General features: G+C 69.0%; 19 protein-coding genes. 6 read left to right on the top strand and 13 right to left on the bottom strand.

Translation table 11 applies throughout. From position 1 onward, the window contains the following. A complete protein-coding gene (cydX, locus tag WS91_RS19790) occupies window positions 1-159 on the top strand; it encodes a cytochrome bd-I oxidase subunit CydX (protein WP_059670842.1) in 159 nt (52 codons plus the stop codon). Then, on the top strand, window positions 156-776 hold the full coding sequence (locus WS91_RS19785) for an AAA family ATPase (protein ID WP_038742900.1): 621 nt from the start codon (window positions 156-158) through the stop codon (window positions 774-776). Before cydX ends, WS91_RS19785 begins: the two co-directional genes overlap by 4 nt. A gap of 209 nt (window positions 777-985) precedes the next feature. Here WS91_RS19785 and WS91_RS19780 read toward each other — a convergent pair whose 3' ends face one another. Further along, the gene (locus WS91_RS19780) at window positions 986-2,086 is read right to left on the bottom strand and encodes a saccharopine dehydrogenase family protein (RefSeq protein ID WP_038742899.1); all 1,101 of its coding nucleotides are present in this window, start codon (window positions 2,084-2,086) and stop codon (window positions 986-988) included. Between the two features lie 488 nt (window positions 2,087-2,574). Between WS91_RS19780 and WS91_RS19775 the strand changes: the two genes are divergently transcribed. Then, window positions 2,575-2,898: a hypothetical protein gene (locus WS91_RS19775; RefSeq protein ID WP_059577475.1), complete on the top strand. Its 324-nt coding sequence runs from the start codon at window positions 2,575-2,577 to the stop codon at window positions 2,896-2,898. A 106-nt stretch (window positions 2,899-3,004) separates the two neighbouring features. Here the strand turns inward: WS91_RS19775 and WS91_RS19770 are convergent, their stop codons facing one another. Together WS91_RS19770 and WS91_RS19765 are read right to left on the bottom strand one after the other, a co-directional pair. Further along, window positions 3,005-4,084, bottom strand: a complete 1,080-nt coding sequence (locus WS91_RS19770) for a zinc ribbon domain-containing protein (protein ID WP_059577472.1) — start codon at window positions 4,082-4,084, stop codon at window positions 3,005-3,007. 68 nt (window positions 4,085-4,152) lie between these two features. Further along, the gene (locus WS91_RS19765; protein ID WP_038743294.1) at window positions 4,153-4,614 is read right to left on the bottom strand and encodes an Lrp/AsnC family transcriptional regulator; all 462 of its coding nucleotides are present in this window, start codon (window positions 4,612-4,614) and stop codon (window positions 4,153-4,155) included. A gap of 794 nt (window positions 4,615-5,408) precedes the next feature. Between WS91_RS19765 and WS91_RS19760 the strand changes: the two genes are divergently transcribed. Continuing rightward, the gene (locus WS91_RS19760; RefSeq protein ID WP_038742893.1) at window positions 5,409-5,924 is read left to right on the top strand and encodes a Spy/CpxP family protein refolding chaperone; all 516 of its coding nucleotides are present in this window, start codon (window positions 5,409-5,411) and stop codon (window positions 5,922-5,924) included. Window positions 5,925-6,194: 270 nt separating this feature from the next. Here WS91_RS19760 and WS91_RS19755 read toward each other — a convergent pair whose 3' ends face one another. Next, entirely contained in the window at window positions 6,195-7,220 is a 1,026-nt protein-coding gene (locus WS91_RS19755) for an extracellular catalytic domain type 2 short-chain-length polyhydroxyalkanoate depolymerase (RefSeq protein WP_038742891.1), read from the bottom strand. 189 nt (window positions 7,221-7,409) lie between these two features. Here WS91_RS19755 and WS91_RS19750 point away from each other — a divergent pair, with 189 nt between their 5' ends. After that, window positions 7,410-7,844: a PGDYG domain-containing protein gene (locus tag WS91_RS19750; protein WP_038742889.1), complete on the top strand. Its 435-nt coding sequence runs from the start codon at window positions 7,410-7,412 to the stop codon at window positions 7,842-7,844. A 212-nt stretch (window positions 7,845-8,056) separates the two neighbouring features. On the opposite strand, the gene WS91_RS19745 is transcribed toward WS91_RS19750, so the two are convergent. The 9 genes from WS91_RS19745 to WS91_RS19705 form a co-directional block, all read right to left on the bottom strand. Then, window positions 8,057-9,076, bottom strand: a complete 1,020-nt coding sequence (locus tag WS91_RS19745; RefSeq protein ID WP_059577465.1) for an extracellular catalytic domain type 2 short-chain-length polyhydroxyalkanoate depolymerase — start codon at window positions 9,074-9,076, stop codon at window positions 8,057-8,059. 154 nt (window positions 9,077-9,230) lie between these two features. Further along, complete coding sequence (locus WS91_RS19740) at window positions 9,231-9,707, bottom strand: hypothetical protein (protein WP_156432403.1); 477 nt, start codon at window positions 9,705-9,707, stop codon at window positions 9,231-9,233. A 26-nt stretch (window positions 9,708-9,733) separates the two neighbouring features. After that, complete coding sequence (locus WS91_RS19735; RefSeq protein ID WP_059577551.1) at window positions 9,734-10,096, bottom strand: DUF3022 domain-containing protein; 363 nt, start codon at window positions 10,094-10,096, stop codon at window positions 9,734-9,736. Between the two features lie 14 nt (window positions 10,097-10,110). After that, window positions 10,111-10,899, bottom strand: coding sequence for a YhfC family intramembrane metalloprotease (locus tag WS91_RS19730; protein WP_059577459.1), 789 nt, complete (start codon window positions 10,897-10,899; stop codon window positions 10,111-10,113). Window positions 10,900-10,956: 57 nt separating this feature from the next. After that, the gene (locus tag WS91_RS19725) at window positions 10,957-12,000 is read right to left on the bottom strand and encodes a LacI family DNA-binding transcriptional regulator (protein ID WP_038742881.1); all 1,044 of its coding nucleotides are present in this window, start codon (window positions 11,998-12,000) and stop codon (window positions 10,957-10,959) included. A gap of 638 nt (window positions 12,001-12,638) precedes the next feature. Further along, window positions 12,639-13,616 (bottom strand): 2-hydroxyacid dehydrogenase, encoded by a 978-nt coding sequence (locus tag WS91_RS19720; RefSeq protein WP_038742879.1) that lies wholly within the window; start codon window positions 13,614-13,616, stop codon window positions 12,639-12,641. 4 nt (window positions 13,617-13,620) lie between these two features. Continuing rightward, on the bottom strand, window positions 13,621-14,898 hold the full coding sequence (locus WS91_RS19715; protein WP_038742877.1) for an MFS transporter: 1,278 nt from the start codon (window positions 14,896-14,898) through the stop codon (window positions 13,621-13,623). An 85-nt stretch (window positions 14,899-14,983) separates the two neighbouring features. Next, window positions 14,984-15,973 (bottom strand): sugar kinase, encoded by a 990-nt coding sequence (locus WS91_RS19710; protein ID WP_059577456.1) that lies wholly within the window; start codon window positions 15,971-15,973, stop codon window positions 14,984-14,986. A gap of 83 nt (window positions 15,974-16,056) precedes the next feature. After that, the gene (locus WS91_RS19705) at window positions 16,057-16,821 is read right to left on the bottom strand and encodes a TIM barrel protein (protein WP_059670829.1); all 765 of its coding nucleotides are present in this window, start codon (window positions 16,819-16,821) and stop codon (window positions 16,057-16,059) included. Between the two features lie 358 nt (window positions 16,822-17,179). Between WS91_RS19705 and WS91_RS19700 the strand changes: the two genes are divergently transcribed. After that, window positions 17,180-17,533: an SdpI family protein gene (locus WS91_RS19700; protein WP_059577450.1), complete on the top strand. Its 354-nt coding sequence runs from the start codon at window positions 17,180-17,182 to the stop codon at window positions 17,531-17,533. Window positions 17,534-17,577 lie beyond the last annotated feature (44 nt).

Here is a 17,577-nt window from a genome sequence, read left to right as displayed (position 1 = left end):
ATGTGGTACTTCGCATGGATTCTCGGCATCGGCGTCGCGCTCGGCTTCGGCATCATCAACGCGATGTGGCTCGAAGCGAACGGCAATTTCCCGACGGGCTCGCCCGACGACGCACACCGGGCGAGCGAGCCCGCCGCCCCGGAGGGCAGCCGTTCGTGACGTATCTGGTGTTTTTCTGCGGCCATGCCGGCACGGGCAAGACGACGCTCGCGAAGCGGCTGATCCGGCCGCTGATGAAGACGACGGGCGAAGCGTTTTGCCTGCTCGACAAGGACACGCTGTACGGCCGCTACAGCTCGGCCGCGATGGGCGCGCTGACGCACGACCCGAACGACCGCGACAGCCCGCTTTATCTTCAGCATCTGCGCGATCCCGAATATCAGGGGCTCCTCGACACCGCGCGCGAGAACCTCGAGCTCGGCATCAGCGTGATCGTCGTCGGCCCGATGTCGCGCGAAGTGCGCGACAGGCGCCTCCTGGACCGCGCGTGGCTCGGCATCGGGCCCGACGTCGAGCTGCGCATCGTCTGGGTCCACACGGCGGAGGAGACCGCGCACACGCGGATCGTCGCGCGCGGCAACCCGAATGACGCCTACAAGCTCGCGCACTGGGACGAATACCGGCAGCGCCGCTTCATCCCGACGGGCGAGCAGTGCGAAGGCCTCCTGATGTTCGACAACACCGCGCCGTCGGATGCCGACGTCGGCGCGCTCCTCGATCACATCGCGCCGCCGCCCGCGCGCGGCGCGTCGACCGTGCCGCCGCTGCCCGCCTGACGCGGCGAATCGCGACGGCTGTCCCATTTCCGTTTCCGACACGGCTTGCAAAAAACGCCGGGCGGCCCTACGGCCGGCCCGGCGTCGTTTCGCGGGGTCTTTGCGGTCTTTGCGGTCTTTGCATCGACGCGCCGCGATTCACGTTGACGCGCCGCGCTCCGGTCGGCACCGCTCGCCGCGCGCAACAAGCGTCGCGCGCGGCGCAAGCATTACGCGAGCGCGTGCATCCTCTCGAGCGTGCCGCCCTCGTACAGCTTGCCGAAGCGGTTCGCGAGGAACGCATGCAGCGGCACCTGCTCCTGGCGCACGAAGCCGCTCTGCGGCAGCTTCTTTTCGCGGAACAGATCGAGCACCGCGCACATCGCGCCCGCCGTCGTGATCTGGATCGCGCTCATCGGCATTGCGCAAACTTCCTTCGCGAAGATCTTGCGCGTGAACACGTCCTGCACGAGCTGGCCGTGCTTCATGCCCGTCACCGTGACGAACACGAGCACGACGTCCTGCTTCGTCGACGGCACCGCGCGGCGCATGATCGCCTTCAGCGTGTCGCGATCGGTCGACAGGCGCAGATCCTCGAGCAGGAACTGGATCAGCTCGCGGTGGCCCGGGTAGCGGACCGACTTGTAATCGAGCGTCTCGACCTTGCCTTCGAGCGTCTCGCACAGCGTGCCGAGGCCGCCCGACGTGTTGAACGCCTCGTATTCGATGCCGTCGAGCGAGAAATGCTCGAGCCCCTCGAGCGGCTGCACCCATTGGCGGCGGCCGTCGCGAACCGCTTCGCACGGCTGGCAGTATTCGTTGATGAGGCCGTCGACGCTCCACGTCAGGTTGTACTTCAGCGCGTTGGTCGGATACTCGGGCAACGCGCCGACGCGCATCTTCACGTCGCGCACCTCGGAGAAGCCGTTCACGAGCTCGTGCGCGGCGATGCCGATGAAGCCGGGCGCGAGGCCGCACTGCGGCATGAACGCGCGGTTCGCGCCTTCGGCGAGCTCGCGGATCGCGCCCGTCGCGCGCACGTCCTCGGTCAGATCGAAGTAATGGACGCCCGCGGCCTTCGCGGCGGCGGCGACGTTGACGGCCAGGTAGTACGGCAGCGCGTTGACGAGCGCGTCGAAGCCCTTCACCGCTTCGCGGATCGCGGTCGCATCGGCGGAATCGACACGCAGCGTCGCGATCCCTTCGTTCGCGAGCTTCGCGAGCGCGTCCGGATCGCGGTCGAACGCGACGACTTCGTAGTCGCCGGTTTCGCGCAACAGATGAGCGATGGTGTGACCGATGAGACCCGCGCCGACGATGGCGATTTTCATGTCGTTCTCTCCTGACAAGGTGATTGTTGTAAGTGGCGTGTTGCCCTGTCGGAAAGTGTAGGGATGTGCAAAAACACTTTGTAGACGAAAACTGATGCGGATCGACGCGAATTTTCGACGGATTGCCGATCGTTTTCGACGATTCGTCGAAAACGATCGGCGGGCGGCCGATTCGAGCGGACCGCCCGCCTGTGCTGCTCCGCGATATTGCCGCCGCGTGGCCACCATATCGCCACCATGTCGCCGCGACGCGCCGCAAGGCATCGGCCGCCATTCGACGCGCGTTGCCCGCCCACCAGATTTCGCAGCTTGACGGCACGCTTTCGGCTTTCTTAGGCTCGATCGCGGGCATCGTCGCGCCGCATCGCGCCGTGACGCATCGATCCCGCCCGGCTCCGGCGCGCCGCCGGCCCATCGCCGCGCCCCTACGGGCGGCCGGCTCGTCCGAGGCCGGCCGGTCTCGGACGCATTCGCTGGAAAGAAGAACAATGACAATCGTCACCCGGAACGCAGGCCGTCTGATCCGTCTTGCCGTCGTCGCAGGCTTCGCGTCGCTCGCCGCCGCGCCTGCCGCTCACGCGGCAAAAGTCAGTCAGGAGGGGCGTTGCTCGATCAAGGAAGGCGCGCCCGCCGACCCGTGCAAGGCCGACCGCGGGCGGTCGGCCACGGGCGTCGTCCCGGGCAACAGCCACGACGCGTGCACGGCAGCCAAGAAGCTCGCGCGGGAAAACCTGCAACGGCTCGTCTCGAACAAGACGTGCATGAGGTACACGGACTGCAACAAGCCCTGCAAAGTGATCGAATCGCCGTAACCCGGCCGCGCGCGCAAACGGCCGCCCGCCACACACCCATGACACACCCATGACGACCCATGACGCGCCGGCCGCGCGTCATGCGTGATGCGTGATGCGTGATGCGTCACGCGTCGTCCGCGCGCCGCCGCTCGTCTTCCGCACGGCTCACCGACGCCCCGCAGCCGCTGCAAAACGGGAAAAACGCGAAGTTGCGCGTGCCGCACCCGCACGGCTCGAACAGCTTGAGCCCGCAGTGGATGCAGAACGTCGCGCCGTCGCCGCCCAGGTTCCATGGCTTGTCGCACGACGGGCACAGCTTCTTCTGATACGCGGCGATCGCCTTGTCGTAACCGATCGCCTGTGCGCGTTCGCGCTGGCTGCGCCGCATCTCCTCGCGCTTGCGCTCCACGTACCGCTGGAACGCGCGAAGCATGTAGACGCCCGCGAACACCGTCAGCACGATGCCGACGATGACGCGCACGTAGCCGCCGAAGCTCGGCAGATACGGCACGAGCTCGACGAAGAACGCCGTCAGCGCGAACATCCCGAAGCCATAGACGAACGGCCAGTAGCGCACTTTCCGGTAACGGACGAACAGCCAGACCGCGAGCACGAGGATCGGCAGCGTGAATGCGAGCCGCCACGCGAACACGACGAGCTCGTAGCGCCGGCTCGCCTGCTCGAAGCGCTGCTCGGCCTGCGTCCGCGATTGCGCGAGCTGCGCGCTCACGTCGTCCTGGCGCTTGCGCAGCGCGTCGAGCTGATCGGCGATCTGATCGTGCCGGCGCTGCCATCCGGCCACGGCTGCCTGCAGCTCGTCGAGCTGGCGCGTGCGCGCGAGCACCTCCGGGTTGCGGCTCGCGTCGCCCGTCGCGCTGCGCGTCGCGATCCAGTTGCGAAAGCTCTCCTTCGCCTGGTCGTAGTCCTGCTGCGCGCGATTGCGGGCGGTCGCGAACGCGTCGGCCTTATCCGTCAGCGCGCCCTGCTCGCGCTGCAGTTCCCGCTGCGACGCGCGCAGCGCGGCGTCCGCCTGCGTGTCGGCGTAGCGCGCGAGCGTCGGCGGCCCGCCGCGCGGCGCGAACGCCATGTCGCGGATCACGAGGCTGCCCAGCATGTTGAGGAACAGCGCGAACGCCACGGCGATGCCCCACGACGCGATCTGCAGCAGCCGCTCGGGGCGCGAATAGGTTTGGCTCGTCGTCATGATCCCGGCCTCTCGTCAAGGTTGTCTCATTCGTCCTCGCCCGTCGCGCGCTCGGGCGACGCGGCGCGTCAGCCGATCGTCCCGCGGTCGATCTTGCGCGCGAGGATGATCGACGTCGTCGTCCGCTCGACGCCTTCGAGCGCGCCGATCTGATCGAGCAGATCGTTCAGGCGCTCGGGCGAATCGGCGCGCAGCCACGCGACGTAGTCGTACTCGCCGCTCACCGCGCACAGCAGTTGCACCTCCGGCATGCGATCGAGGCGCTTGAGCACGTCCTTGCCGTACTTCGGCGCGAGGATGATGCCGACGTACGCGTAGATGCTCGCGTCGAGCACGTCCTGCCCGAGCCGCACGCTGTAGCCCGCGATCACCTGCGTGCGCTCGAGCCGCGCGATCCGCGCGAGCACGGTCGTGCGCGCGACGTCCAGTTGCCGCGCGAGATCCGCGACGCTCGCGCGGGCGTTCGCCTGCAATAGCGCGACGAGGTTGCGGTCGAGTTCGTCGAGTTGATCGAGTCGGGGTGGACGCATGGCGAATCGGCAAATGGAAGTGCCGCGATGATAGCGCCGAACGGCCGCGCGCCCAACCTCGCGTTCGATCGACAGACCGATCGGCTTTTCGACCGAATCCGCCGTACCGAGCTGTCGTGCAAGCGACGGGGACGCTGCGCGCGGGCGCGAGAGCAAGATGGACGCCGCGCTCGTGCGCCGGTGTCGGTCGATGTCGGTCCGGCTTGGTCACTTGGTCACTTGGTCACTTGGTCACTTGGTCACTTGGTCGGTTGGTCGGTTGGTCGGTTGGTCGGTTGGTCGGTTGGTCGGTTGGTCGGTTGGTCGGTTGGTCGGTTGGTCGGTTGGTCGGTTGGTCGGTTGGTCGGTTGGTCGGTTGGTCGGTTGGTCGGTTGGTCGGTTGGTCGGTTGGTCGGTTGGTCGGTTGAGACATCCATTCACCGAAGCGCGTTGCGCACATCCTTCGCCGCCGTCCGGATTCCAGACATCGGCGCCGCGCTTTCGCAGCTTGCCGACACGCACCGCAAGCGATCCGATTCGCGCCACGGCGCGCCGACTCGACGAAGGCGTCGCCGATCGCGGCCCCGCCACCGCGCGCACGCCCTGATCCACCCGCCGCACGCCGACGCGCACGCCTGCCGAAACCTCCCCCGCACAGGCGTGATTTCGATTCGTTTCGGTTGTAAGCAGATGTCGCATCGTCGCCCAACGGCCCGATACCGTGCTACTAATAGCGCGGGACGCGCGCCGCGCAGGCGGTCGAACGCGCCGCGCCCGCATCCGAATTCCCGTCCGACGACCACACAGGAGCTCCAATGAAAAAGATCTCGCTGACTTTTGCTGCCGCGCTCGCGCTGGCGGCCACGCTCGCGCACGCGCAGACGAGCGCGTCGGCGCCGGCCGCGCCGGCCTCCGCCCCTGCCGCCGCCGCGCGTCATGAAGCGCGCGTCGAGGAGCGCATCACGTACCTGCACAACCAGTTGAAGATCACGCCGGAGCAGGAAGCGCAATGGAAGACGTTCGCCGACACGATGCGCGACAACGGCGCGACGATGGCGCGGCTCTATCGCGAGCGGATGGAAAACAAGAACGCGTCCGCGCTCGACGACATGAAGCAATACGCCGAGCTGACGCAGGCGAACGCCGACGGCGCGAAGAAGCTCTCCGACGCCTTCGCGCCGCTGTACGCGAGCTTCCCGGCCGAGCAGAAGACGCTCGCCGATTCGACGTTCCGCAAGTGGCTGCACCCGGAGCCGGGCAAGGCGCGCGCGCGCAAGCATCCGGGCAAGGCGGACGGCCAGGCCGCCGCGAGCTCGGGCGCCGCGCAGTAACGGCATGAAAAGCGTGTCGCGCGGCGTGTCGCGCGGGCCCGCGCGACACGCTCCCGTCAGCTCACGCCCGCTTGCGGCGCGTTGGGCGAGCGCGCAACCTCGCGAACGCACCGCGAACCAATCTCCGACGCGTCGCCCCATAACCGTCCCCTACGGCACACGCTCGCTCGGTCATCACGCGTTCACCGGCCCGCCGCTAGCTCGCCGATTCGCGCGCCCCTCGCACGCGCGCCCGAGCCGCCCGAACCCCGCCCCTACGGCACACGCGCGTCACCGCGCGGACGTCACCCGATCGATCATCGCCCGCACCGCGCGCATCTGCGCGCCCGACTTCAGCGCATAGTTCTGCCCGGTATACGCGAACCAATCCCAGCATCCCTGCGGATTGCCCGGCGTGCCGGCCTTCGCGACCTGCGGATACAGCACCACGATATTGTTCGCATCCGCCCAGTTCCGGTAGGTCGTCATGTCGCGCACGACGTCCGCCGACTGCAGGCAGCCATGGAACACGACGTGGACCTTGCAGCCGGCGCTCGCGCCGCATGCGCTCGGCACGTACGCGTAGCCGTCCGCCGCGAGCCCGCTCGACGCCGGCGCGAACTCGCGCTGGTCGAACGTGATCGCGCGCCCCGTCGGCTGCGCGACGGGCGGCGCAAGCGGCCCGTAGATCGTCTCGAGCAGCGCGCCCGCCTGGTCGTAGCCCGACTGACCGACCCTGCAATGGCTGATGTACGGCGCGGCGTTCGCATCGCACGCGTTGCCTGCCGACGGCGTGATGAATGCATGCCCGGCCGGAATGTCGGCGACGTAGACGATGTTCGTCACGGGCACGCCGGCCAGCCAGAAAAACGACCACGTCGCATCGACGGCGGGCTCGCGGACGATCGTGTCCTTCGTGCCGCTGAACAGATAGATCTTCGCGCGCTGCAGGTTCGCGAGCGGATCGATCTGGCCGCTCGCCGCGAAGCCCAGCGCGGCGGTCAGCAGCAGCCCGGAATCGGGCACCGTGTTCGGCAAGAGTCCCATGCAGATGCCCGTGTTCGTGAGGCTGCCCGCCGCGCAGTAGTACGGGCCGCCCGCGATCACGCCCGCGCCGATCACCGACGCCGAATACGCGACCTGATACTGCACCGCCATGTACGCGCCCGACGACAGCCCGGACACCGACACCTGGTTCGGGTCCGCGCGCAGCGCGGGCAGCGGCGGCGAAGCTTGCGCGCTCGCGGACACGGCGGCGAGCGCGATGGTCAACGCGGCGGCGAGGATCGCGCGCGCGGCGGCGTGGCGCATCTGCATGGATTTCCCCTTGATCCCGCCGGGCGACGGCAACGACGGCCGGCGTCGCCCGGACAGGTCGACACAGTCGGACGGCAAATCGAGACGCGATCACTTCATATTCGTCGCTGCCTCCGTTGCCCGCAAGGTCGGCGTTCACGCGCGCCTGGATTCGCGCTAAAGTGATGCGCTTTTATTGACAAAATCAACATGATCGAATTGAAAAACGTCGACCTCCGCAATGATCCGGACGCCTTGCGCGTCGTCAAGAACGAGACGGTCCAGGTCAAATTCGCCGCGCAGGCAGGCGAGCTGATGAGCCTCGAAGGGCCGAACCGCTATGCGGCGGGCGACGCGCTCGTCACCGGTTCGACGGGCGACCGCTGGGTGGTGTCGCGCGAGCGCTTCGACGCGAAGTACCTGCCCGCCGCCGACAGCGTCGTGCACGGCGCGCCGGGCGCGTACCGCAACCGTCCCGCCGTCGTGCTCGCGAAGCGGATGGACGCGCCGTTCTCGATCGCGCGCTCGGCGGGCGGCGACACACTGCATGGCGACGCGGGCGACTGGGTGATGCAATACGCGCCGGGCGACTACGGCGTCGTGCAGGCGCAGCGCTTCGCGCAGGTGTACCGCGAGGCGGACTGACGCCGGCGCCGGCGGTACGACGCCGCCCGCGCCGGCCGTGAACACTCCGCGTGCGCGCCGCGCGCACCTCCGCTGCTCTCCCCATGCGGCGGGCGGCGGCGAAGCGTCATGCACGCCACGCCGCATGCGCGCCGCCGCCTTCCTGCTCCCTCCCGCGCCGCGTCGCCGCGGCTTCACGCGCGAGCGCGTCTGCGCGTCTGCGCGTCTGCGCGTCAATGCGACGACGTCACCCGTTCGATCATCTTGCGCACCGCGCGCATCTGCGCCCCCGACTTCAACGCATACTCCTGCCCCGTATAAGCGAACCAGTCCCAGCATCCCTGCGGATTGACGGGCAAATCCGCCGCCACCTGCGGATACAGCACGACGATATCGTTCGCATCCGCCCAGTTCCGGTAGGTCGTCATGTCGCGCACGACGTCCGCCGATTGCAGGCAACCGTGGAACACCACGTGCACCTTGCAGCCGGCGTTCGCGTCGCACGCGCGCGGCACGTATGCGTAGCCGTCTTTCGCAAGCCCGCTCGCCACGGGCGCGAACTCACGCTGATTGAACGTGATCGCGCGCCCCGCCGGTTGCGCGACGGGCGGCGACAGCGGCCCGTAGATCGCCTGAAGGAGCGCTCCCGCCTGGTCGTAACCCGCTTGCGAGACGGTGCAATGATTGATGAAGGGCGTCGCGTTCGCGCTGCACACGCCGCCAGCGGCAGGCGTGACGAACGCGTGTCCGGCCGGCACGTCGACGACGTACGCGAGATTTGCCGCAGGCACGCCCGCCAGCCAGAAAAACGACCACGTCGCGTCGACGACAGGCTGACTCACGACCGCGTCTTTCGTGCCGCTGAAGAGATAGACCTTCGCATGCTTCAGGTTCGCGAGCGGATCGATCTGGCCGCTCGCCTCGAAGTCGCGCGCCCTGGTCATCAGTTGCTCGGTATCCGGCATGCCTTGCATGCAGTTCTTCGTGTTCGCGAGCTTGCCCTTCGCGCAGTAATACGGGCCGCCCGCGACCACGCCCGCGCCGATCACCGACGCCGAATACGCGACCTGGTACTGCACCGCCATGAACGCGCCCGACGACAGCCCGGACACCGACACCTGACGGGCGTCGGCCCGTAGCGCGGGCAACGACGCGGAAGCTCGCGCGTTCGACGACGCAGCGGCCGCGAGCGCGAGCGTGAGCGTGAGCGCGGCGGCCGACATCGCACGCGACGCAACGTGACGTATCTGCATGGATTCCCCCTTTTCGTCATGCCGATCGACCGTCGGATGCGATCGGAGTCGATCGGCCGGTTGGCACAACCGGTCGGCCCCTCGGGCCGCGATGCGGGCATCTTGAGCGCATCGCGGCAAGCTCGGCAAGCGCGATGCCCGTGCGGGTCCGGTTTCAAGCCGGCGCGACGCGTCTTTTTCCGCGCGCCCCGATGCGATCGGGCCGAAAGATGCCGGCCTTCGCAACGATCCCGATGCCTGACGCCGCGTCGAGCGCATCGCTGCCTGCATGAAACGTCGCGCGCGAATGCGCCGCGAGGTGAAGCGAGACGAAATGAGATGAGGCGAAACGAAATGCATCGCGGCTCGCGATCGCGCGCGCATGTCGCGAAAAAGACGAATGGAAGGAAAGCGCGCCGAGTCGAGAAACGGCCGGCCGTCGAACCGATCGAAGCCGGACGTCGATTCGGCCCGTGAGAAGAGCGACGTCGCGAAGCAAGGCAAGCGGTTCGAGCGGGACGTTGCGCCGGGATGTCAGGCAGGCAGTCAGGCAGGCAGGATCGGAACGGCGCCCCGGGCGATGCGTCGCGGCGCCCGCCGATCGCCCGTTTGCGCGCGCGCCGCCGCCATCGTGCGCGCGGCGATCACGCACGCCGCACGCCCGTTACGCAACCCCCGTCACGCGAACTCGTCGCCGAGCTCGAGCGTCGTCTCGCGCGGCACCGCCTCGCCCGCCGCATGCCGTTCCTCGAGCGAGCCGAGCGTCGCCTCGACGTACGCGCGCAGCACCGCGTGGCTGCGCGCGCGCTGCATCGGCCTGAGCGCGAGATAGCGCCGCAGCGCGGCGCCCGCGAAGCGCACGTCGAGCGTCGTCTTGCGCGGCGTCGCGCCGAAGCGCATCGCGAGCCAGTGCACGGATAGAAAGCGCCCCGCTTCGTCGGCGCGTTCGGCAAAGCGCGTCTGCTCGGGAAAGAGATCGCAGATCACCCGCGCGAGCTCGTCGAATTCGGCGCTCGCGCAGTCGTATTGATAATCGTCCATCGTCGCGTTTCGGTTCAGCGTGCGGCGCGCGCGGGCCGGCACAGTTTCATCAGCGCGCCGGCGAAGCCCGCCGTCAGCAGCAGATACAGCGCGACCATCCATTCGAACGGCACGCCGCCGCCGTTATACAGGATCGACGGCAGATCGATGACGGGATGCAGCACGATCATCGCGGGCAGAATCCAGCGCTTGTTCGCGCGCATGCCGCGCCACATCAGCACGGACAGCGCGAGCTGCACGACGAACGCCGCGACGCGCTCGAGCGCCGACACCGCGACCGACACGGGCGACATCGTCGCGAGCATCACCTGGATGCGCAGCGCCAGGTCGGCGGGCATCGTCGACAACTGCGCGTTCAGCTCGCCGCGGTTCGCGAGCCACGCGAGATAAACCCATTGCGCGAGCACGACGACGCCGACGAACCACGCCTGCGCGCCGCCGTGGCCGATGCCGTTCGACAAGCCGCGCGCGTCGCCGTCCGACGGGCCGTAGCGTTTCGCGAGAAAGCGCAGCCCGAGATAGCGGCCGATTTCCTCGAAGAGCGCGGCGACGACGGTGCCGAACACGGCGAACGTGACGGGCTTCGACAGCCACAGCACGGCCGACGGCTGGCTCAGCAGAATCGCGTAGAGGCCGCGTTCGAGCAGCGTCGCGAACACCGTGTAGACGGCGACGCCGACGATCGCGTCGCGCCGGTCGAGCGCCAGCGGCTTGCGGAGGAATCGATGAAGGCCGATCGGCAGCAACGCCACGACGAGCGTGGCGATGACGAGCGCCGCCAGCGTGACGGGAGCAACGGTCATGACAATCCTTGTTCGGAACCCGCACCGGTGCGATGCGTGCCCCGAATGATACTCAACTCAGCTCGCCGTCGACGCGCGCACGCAAAGTTCGCCCGGCAGCAGCGCCTCGTGGAAGCCGCCCGTGCCGCCGTCGATCCGCTCGTGAACGAATTCGACCGCGCGATAGCCGATGTCGTAAGTCGGCTGGCGGATCGTCGTCACGCCGATGAGCTCCGCCCAATCGGGATCGTCGATCGCGATCAGCGCGGCGCGCTTTTGCCACGCGTCGCCGTACCGCGCGTGCAGATGCCGCGCGATCACGAGCGCGACGGGCGCGTTCGCCGCGAAGATCGCGGGCCGCACCGGCTCGCCCGCGGCCGCTTCGATGCGCGCGTCGAGCTCGGCGAGTGCGCGCTGCGTCGACTCCGGACCCTTCGGCTCGAGCACGATCGTCGGATGGACGGTGCGCCCCGATGCGCCAACCTGCGCGCGGAACGCGGCCTCGCGCAGCCGCCGCGAACTGACGTGCTCGAAAGGCTGCACGACGAAATGAATCGACCGGAAGCCCTGCGCGAACAGATGCTGCAAGCCCATCTCGATCGCGGCCTCGTTGTCGAGGCCGATCATGTCGGTCGCGAAGCCTTCGACGCTGCGATCGACGAGCACGGTCGGAATGCCGCCGCCGCGCAGCGATCTCAGCGCGTTCTCGTCGGCCCCGAGCGCGTTGACGATCATCCCTTCGACGCGGTAGGTGGTCAGCAACTGCAGATAGCGGCGCTCCATCTCGAGCTCGTTCGCCGCGTGGCAGATGAGCGGCATGTAGCCGAGCGCGTGGCACGCGGCCTCGACGCCACGCAACACTTCGACCGTATAGGGATTCGTCAGGTCCGCGGCGAGCAGGCCGAGCAACCGGTTGCGGCCGCGCTTCAGGCCGCGGGCCATCTGGTTCGGACGGTAGTTCAGGCGCGCGATCGCATCCTCGATGCGCTGGCGCAGGTCGGCGGACAGCACGTTCGTCTCGCCGTTCAGATAGCGCGAGACGCTGGTCTTGCCGGTGCCCGCTTCGCGGGCGACATCGCTGATCGTCGCGGGACGCGACGGTAGAGTTCGTGGATCGCTCACAGTGGCGCCTCGTAACGAGCGGCCCGCGCCGCCTCGCAAACGGGCGGGTCATTGTTGTTGGATGGAAAGGCCAACTGACGATGTCTCCTGTCGGCCGATTCCGGCCCGGCAAAGCTACGGACGGCGCACGAGCGCCCATCTTGCCGCGACGGCTGCGCGACAATTAGCGGGCGATCATAACGCAGGCGATCGGACCGTACCAAGACGGCCTCCTCTAGCGTGGAGGGACGCGCGGCGCGCGCGCCGGATGCGCGTCGCGCGGCCGCGCGGCGCCGGCGTCCGGGCGCGGCGCAAATCGAATGAACGGTCGCTGCGTTGCGCATCATCGCGTTCTCGGCATCGAATCCTGCGTACGCGGGCAAGCCCGCATGCTGTCGGACTGCTGACGATTCGGCAACCGAATCCCGGCGCCGGGCTCGGCATCGGCCTCGACGCGAAACGGGCCGCGCCCGACGCCGCGCACGCGGCTCGCCGCATCGGATACGATGCGGGGAGCCGATTCGGAACATTCCTAAAAGTCCGCCAAACGCGCCGCGGCGCGCATGACGAACCGCTCCCTTCTTCCGCCCTGCTTGCGTCCGTCGCCATCGCGAGCGGCGAACATGCCGCGCGCGATCCGCCGGACGTTCGCGCCACCTTTACGACACCGATTGCGCGCGCTGCAGCACATCGCGGTTGACGACGTTGCGCGCCAGCGTGCCGTCGAGCGCCGCGATCAGGTTCTCCGCCGCGCAGCGCGCCATCGCGTGGCGCGTCTCGCGCGTCGCCGAGCCGATGTGCGGCAGCGCGACGACGTTGCTCATCGACAGCAGCGGCGAATCCGCCGCGAGCGGCTCGTGCTCGAACACGTCGAGCCCCGCCGCCCGGATCGTGCCCGCGCGCAGCGCGTCGATCAGCGCGGCCTCGTCGACGACGGGCCCGCGCGACGCGTTCACGAGGATCGCGCTTCGCTTCATCTTCGCGAATTCGCGCGCGCCGATCAGATGCCGCGTCTGCGGCGTGAGCGGCACTTGCACGCACACGAAGTCGGCTGTCGCGAGCAATTCGTCGAGCGCGACGCGGCGTGCGCCGAACTGCGCCTCGGCCTGCGGATTCGCGCTGCGGTTCGTGTAGAGCACCGGCATCCGGAAGCCGAGCGCGGCGCGGCGCGCGAGCGCCGCGCCGATGCGCCCGAGCCCGATGATGCCGAGCGTCTTGCCGTTCACGTCGGTGCCGTATAGCGGCTCGCCGATGCTCTGCCGCCACTGCCCCGCCTTCACGAATTCGGCGAGCTCGACGACGCGCCGCGCGCTCGCGAGGATCAGCGCGAACACGGTGTCGGCCGTCGATTCGGTCAGCACGTCTGGCGTGTGCGCGAGCACGATCCCGCGGCGCGTCAGGTCGGCGACGTCGAAATTGTCGAAGCCGACCGAGATCGTCGACCATGCGCGCAGCCGCGGCGCGCGATCGAGCAGCTCGGGCGTGATCTCGAGGCTCGCGCCGAGCGCGCCGTCGGCGGTGTCGAGCGCGCGCGCGAGCGCGTCGGCGCCGTCGACGATGGTTAGGTCGGCGCGCTCGCGCAGATACGCGAGCACGTCGTCGGGGAGCGGCTTGTAGACGACGATGCGATGCTTCATCGATTCACTTTCCTTGCAACGGATGGGCGAGCGGCGGCGTCGCGCCCGCCTGCCTCACCGACAGCGTGAGCACGACGGCCGCGACGAGCGCGGCGCTCATGAACGCGTAGGACGCGGCGGGCGAGCCCGTCGCGCCGTTCAGATAGCCGACCACGTACGAGCCGACGAACGAGCCGAGCGCGCCCATGCTGTTGATGAGCGCCATCGCGCCGCCCGCGACGTTCTTCGGCAGCAGTTCCGGCACGATCGCGAAAAACGGCCCGTACGGCGCGTACATCGCCGCGCCCGCGACGACGAGCAGCGCGTACGACAGCCAGAAGTGCGCCGAGCCGAGCGCGTACGACGCGGCGAACGCGGCCGCGCCGATCAGCAGGAACGGCCACACGAAGCCCTTGCGCGAGCCGAGCTTGTCGGACGCCCAGGACGCGGCGAGCATCGCGATCGTCGCCGCGAGATACGGCAGCGCGGACAGCCACCCCGTTGCGACCATGCCGAGCGCCGAGCCGTTCTTCACGATCGACGGCAGCCACAGCACGAAGCCGTATACGCCGATGCTCCAGCAGAAGTACTGTGCGCACAGCTTGACGACGGCGGGCGAGCGGAACGCCTCGCGATAGTTGCGCACCGGCTTGAGCGCCGCCTGCTCGGCGGCGAGCGCGGCGTCGAGATCGCGCTTTTCCTGGTCGGTGAGCCACTTCGCCTGCGCGGGCTTGTCCTGCACGAGGAACCACCAGCACACCGCCCACACGACGGCGGGCAGCCCTTCGGCGACGAACATGTGGCGCCAGCCGAACTCGTGGACGAGATAGCCCGATACGACCGACATCCACAGCACCGTCACCGGGTTGCCGAGGATCAGGAAGGTGTTCGCGCGCGAGCGCTCGCGCTTCGTGAACCAGTTGCTGATGAAGATCAGCATCGCGGGCATCACGGCCGCCTCGACGACGCCGAGCAGGAAACGGATCGCCATCAGCGACGGGATGTTGCTCACGATGCCCGTGAGCGCCGCGCAGCCGCCCCACAGCACGAGGCTCCAGAACACGAGCGTCTTCACGCTGCGGCGCTCCGCGTAGATCGCCCCCGGAATCTGGAAGAAGAAATAGCCGAGGAAGAACAGCGCGCCGATCAGCGACGACAGCCCCTTGCTGATGCCGAGATCCTGATTGATCCCGGCCGCGGCGGCGAAGCCGTAGTTCGCGCGGTCGAGATAAGCGAGGCTGTACGTGACGAAGACGATCGGCATGATCGTCCACCAGCGGCGAAGCGCGAGCGTTGCGGGCATGATGTGAGTCTCCAGTGTCGTGCGGCGCCGTATGAAACGCGGGGATTCGCCGCGATTGTGCCCGTCCTGCGTCGGGACGGGCGGCTTATCGGACGAGCGGCGCCTCTAGCCGATCCGGCGCATTGCTCAGATTTTCGATCCGATCGAGCTGCGCGCGCAAAGGCAATCCTTCCGAGTCGCCGATTACCTGGATCGCGAGCGCGCCGATCCGGTTGCCGCGCGCCACCGCGTCGTCGATCGCGCGGCCTTCGAGCAACGCGCTCACCACGCCGACCGCGAAGCCGTCGCCCGCGCCGACCGTGTCGACGACGTGCTCGACGCGCTCGGCCGCGACCGTGCCTTCGCGGCCGTCGTCCGTGCGGAAGTACGCGCCCGCCGCGCCGAGCTTGACGACCACGCCGCGCGCGCCCCGCTCGATGTAGAAGCCCGCGATATCCGCGGGCGTGTCGAGGCCCGTCAGCTGACGCCCCTCGGCGAGGCCCGGCAGCACCCAGTCCGCCTGCTCGGCGAGCGCGTTCAGCGTGCGCGCCATTTCGTGCGCGGACGGCCACAGCGTCGGCCGCAGGTTCGGATCGAACGACACCGTCTTGCCCGCCGCGCGCATCGTGCGCGCGAGGTGGAACGCGAGCTCGCGCGACGAATCGGACAGCGCCGGCGCGACGCCCGTCAGGTGCAGGTGGCGCGCGCCGAGCGCGTAACCGGGCGCGTAGTCGTCGAGCGACAGGCGGCTCGCGGCCGAGCCCTTGCGGAAATATTCGACTGCCGGGTCCGCGCCGTCGGTCGCGCGCGACTTCAGCTGGAAGCCCGTCGGATAGCGCGCGTCGATCGTCACGCACGACGCGTCGACGCGCTCGCGCGCGAGCGTGTCGAGCACGTAGCGGCCGAACGAATCGGCACCGACGCGGCTGATCCAGCCGACCCGAAAGCCGAGGCGCGCAAGGCCGATCGCGACGTTCAGATCGGCGCCCGCGATGCGCTTCGTGAACTGCGTCGCGCTGTCGAGCGGGCCGGGCTCGGCGGCGACGAACATCGCCATCGCTTCGCCATAGGTGAGAACGTCGAGCGGGGCTTGCATGGTGTTGGCTTACTCCTTCGGTCAACGGCCTGGCGCCGGCGCAAGCGTCGAGCTTGGCCGACTCCGGCGCGAGTGGGTGGATCTCATGCGGCCGCGAGCCATGCGACGCGCGTCGACGCGTCGTCGGCCACGCGCGCCGCATCGAGCGGAAACTCGATCCCGCGCGGCGCCGTGCGCGGCAGCAGCGCGAGCACGTCGTCGCAGAAGCGCTCGCCCGGCCTCGGCGCGACCGCGAAGCGGCGCGCGCCCTCGCCGTCGACCGCCTTGCAATGGACGTATTCCACGTGCGCGGCGAGCGCGCGCGCGGCGGCGAGCGGCGCGTCGCCCGCCCACAGCCAGTTGCCGATGTCGAACGTCATGCCGATGAGCGTCGGGCATCGCTCGTCGCGCAGCGCGGCGAACAGCGACTCGAACTGCGCGAGCGCGCCGCCCTGCCGCAACTGGCCGTTCTCGACGAGCGCGCGGGCGCGCGCGCCGCGCGTCGCGGCGGCGATCTCGGCCGCGTGCGGACGCGCGGCGAAGCCGCCGAGCTGAAACTTGACGAAGCGCGCGCCGAGCGCGTCGGCCTCGGCGAGCGTCGCGGCGAGCGCGTCGCGGTTCAGATCGCCGCCGTCCGTGTAGAGCGTCGCGGGGGTCGAATACACCGACCACAGCCCGGTCGCGGCGATCGCGTCGCCGAGCCGCGCGAGCGCGGGGGCGGCCGCGTCGTCGTCCGACGCGAACAGCTCGCGCCGCACCTCGAACCCCGCGGCGCCCGCGTCGGCCGCCGCCGCGACGAATGCGCGATGGCCCGCGCGGCGCACCGCGTCCGCGCCGAACGCGCTCGCGACGATCACGATGTCGACCATGCTTGGTCGCCTCCTTCTCGATCGGGATATTGTCGAAACCGTATGAATGGAACCGGTTCCATTCATCAACGGACGAATAGTGCGCCGAGCGTTCGAGGCGAACCATAGTGGAAATCCCTAGGCGCGGCGGACGGTGAACCTGCGGCGTTGACCGCGCGCAGGCGGCGCGCCGACGGTGCAGAATAAGCAGCGGCAAACCGCCCGGACGCCGCGGCAACGAGCCGATCGCGCCGCTTCGTTGTGCTTCGTTGTGCTTCGTTGTGCTTCGTTGTGCTTCGTTGTGCTTCGTTGTGCTTCGTTGTACTTCGTTGTACTTCGTGGCGCTTCGTTCGCCTGTCCGCCCCCAGGAGCAAACGGCATGCTCGATTTTTCCGATGGCGCCCCGTACCTGCTCGTGAGCGCGCTCTTCTTCCTGCTCGCCATCCCGCTCGCGGCGAAGCGGGTCGGCCCCAATCGCTTCTACGGCGTCAGAACGCGCGCGACGCTGCGCGACCCGGCGCTCTGGTATCGCCGCAACGCGATCTTCGGCGTCGCGCTGATGGGCACGAGCGCGGCCTTCATCGCCGCCGTCGAATATTGCCGGCTGCGCGGCGTGCGCGTGCCGAACGCCGCCCTGCTGGCGGCGTTCGTCGTCGAAATCGCGGTGCCGGCCGCGCTCTGCTTCGCCGCGCCCGGCCCGCCGGGCGACCGTCCGGACGGCGGCCGCCGCTAACGCGTCAATCACTCGCCGGTCACTCACCGGCCACTCGCCGATGA

Source organism: Burkholderia sp. MSMB1498, from assembly GCF_001526245.1.
Lineage (GTDB): Bacteria > Pseudomonadota > Gammaproteobacteria > Burkholderiales > Burkholderiaceae > Burkholderia > Burkholderia savannae.
This window is presented reverse-complemented; position numbering and strand designations above follow the sequence as displayed.

What these genes read in the sequence shown, in the direction of transcription:
- cydX (WP_059670842.1), top strand. Translation starts at nt 1, where the DNA reads ATGTGGTACTTCGCATGGATTCTCGGCATCGGCGTCGCGCTCGGCTTC.
- WS91_RS19780 (WP_038742899.1), bottom strand. Translation starts at nt 2,086, where the DNA reads ATGAAAATCGCCATCGTCGGCGCGGGTCTCATCGGTCACACCATCGCT.
- WS91_RS19775 (WP_059577475.1), top strand. Translation starts at nt 2,575, where the DNA reads ATGACAATCGTCACCCGGAACGCAGGCCGTCTGATCCGTCTTGCCGTC.
- WS91_RS19770 (WP_059577472.1), bottom strand. Translation starts at nt 4,084, where the DNA reads ATGACGACGAGCCAAACCTATTCGCGCCCCGAGCGGCTGCTGCAGATC.
- WS91_RS19765 (WP_038743294.1), bottom strand. Translation starts at nt 4,614, where the DNA reads ATGCGTCCACCCCGACTCGATCAACTCGACGAACTCGACCGCAACCTC.
- WS91_RS19760 (WP_038742893.1), top strand. Translation starts at nt 5,409, where the DNA reads ATGAAAAAGATCTCGCTGACTTTTGCTGCCGCGCTCGCGCTGGCGGCC.
- WS91_RS19755 (WP_038742891.1), bottom strand. Translation starts at nt 7,220, where the DNA reads ATGCAGATGCGCCACGCCGCCGCGCGCGCGATCCTCGCCGCCGCGTTG.
- WS91_RS19750 (WP_038742889.1), top strand. Translation starts at nt 7,410, where the DNA reads ATGATCGAATTGAAAAACGTCGACCTCCGCAATGATCCGGACGCCTTG.
- WS91_RS19745 (WP_059577465.1), bottom strand. Translation starts at nt 9,076, where the DNA reads ATGCAGATACGTCACGTTGCGTCGCGTGCGATGTCGGCCGCCGCGCTC.
- WS91_RS19735 (WP_059577551.1), bottom strand. Translation starts at nt 10,096, where the DNA reads ATGGACGATTATCAATACGACTGCGCGAGCGCCGAATTCGACGAGCTC.
- WS91_RS19730 (WP_059577459.1), bottom strand. Translation starts at nt 10,899, where the DNA reads ATGACCGTTGCTCCCGTCACGCTGGCGGCGCTCGTCATCGCCACGCTC.
- WS91_RS19720 (WP_038742879.1), bottom strand. Translation starts at nt 13,616, where the DNA reads ATGAAGCATCGCATCGTCGTCTACAAGCCGCTCCCCGACGACGTGCTC.
- WS91_RS19715 (WP_038742877.1), bottom strand. Translation starts at nt 14,898, where the DNA reads ATGCCCGCAACGCTCGCGCTTCGCCGCTGGTGGACGATCATGCCGATC.
- WS91_RS19710 (WP_059577456.1), bottom strand. Translation starts at nt 15,973, where the DNA reads ATGCAAGCCCCGCTCGACGTTCTCACCTATGGCGAAGCGATGGCGATG.
- WS91_RS19705 (WP_059670829.1), bottom strand. Translation starts at nt 16,821, where the DNA reads ATGGTCGACATCGTGATCGTCGCGAGCGCGTTCGGCGCGGACGCGGTG.
- WS91_RS19700 (WP_059577450.1), top strand. Translation starts at nt 17,180, where the DNA reads ATGCTCGATTTTTCCGATGGCGCCCCGTACCTGCTCGTGAGCGCGCTC.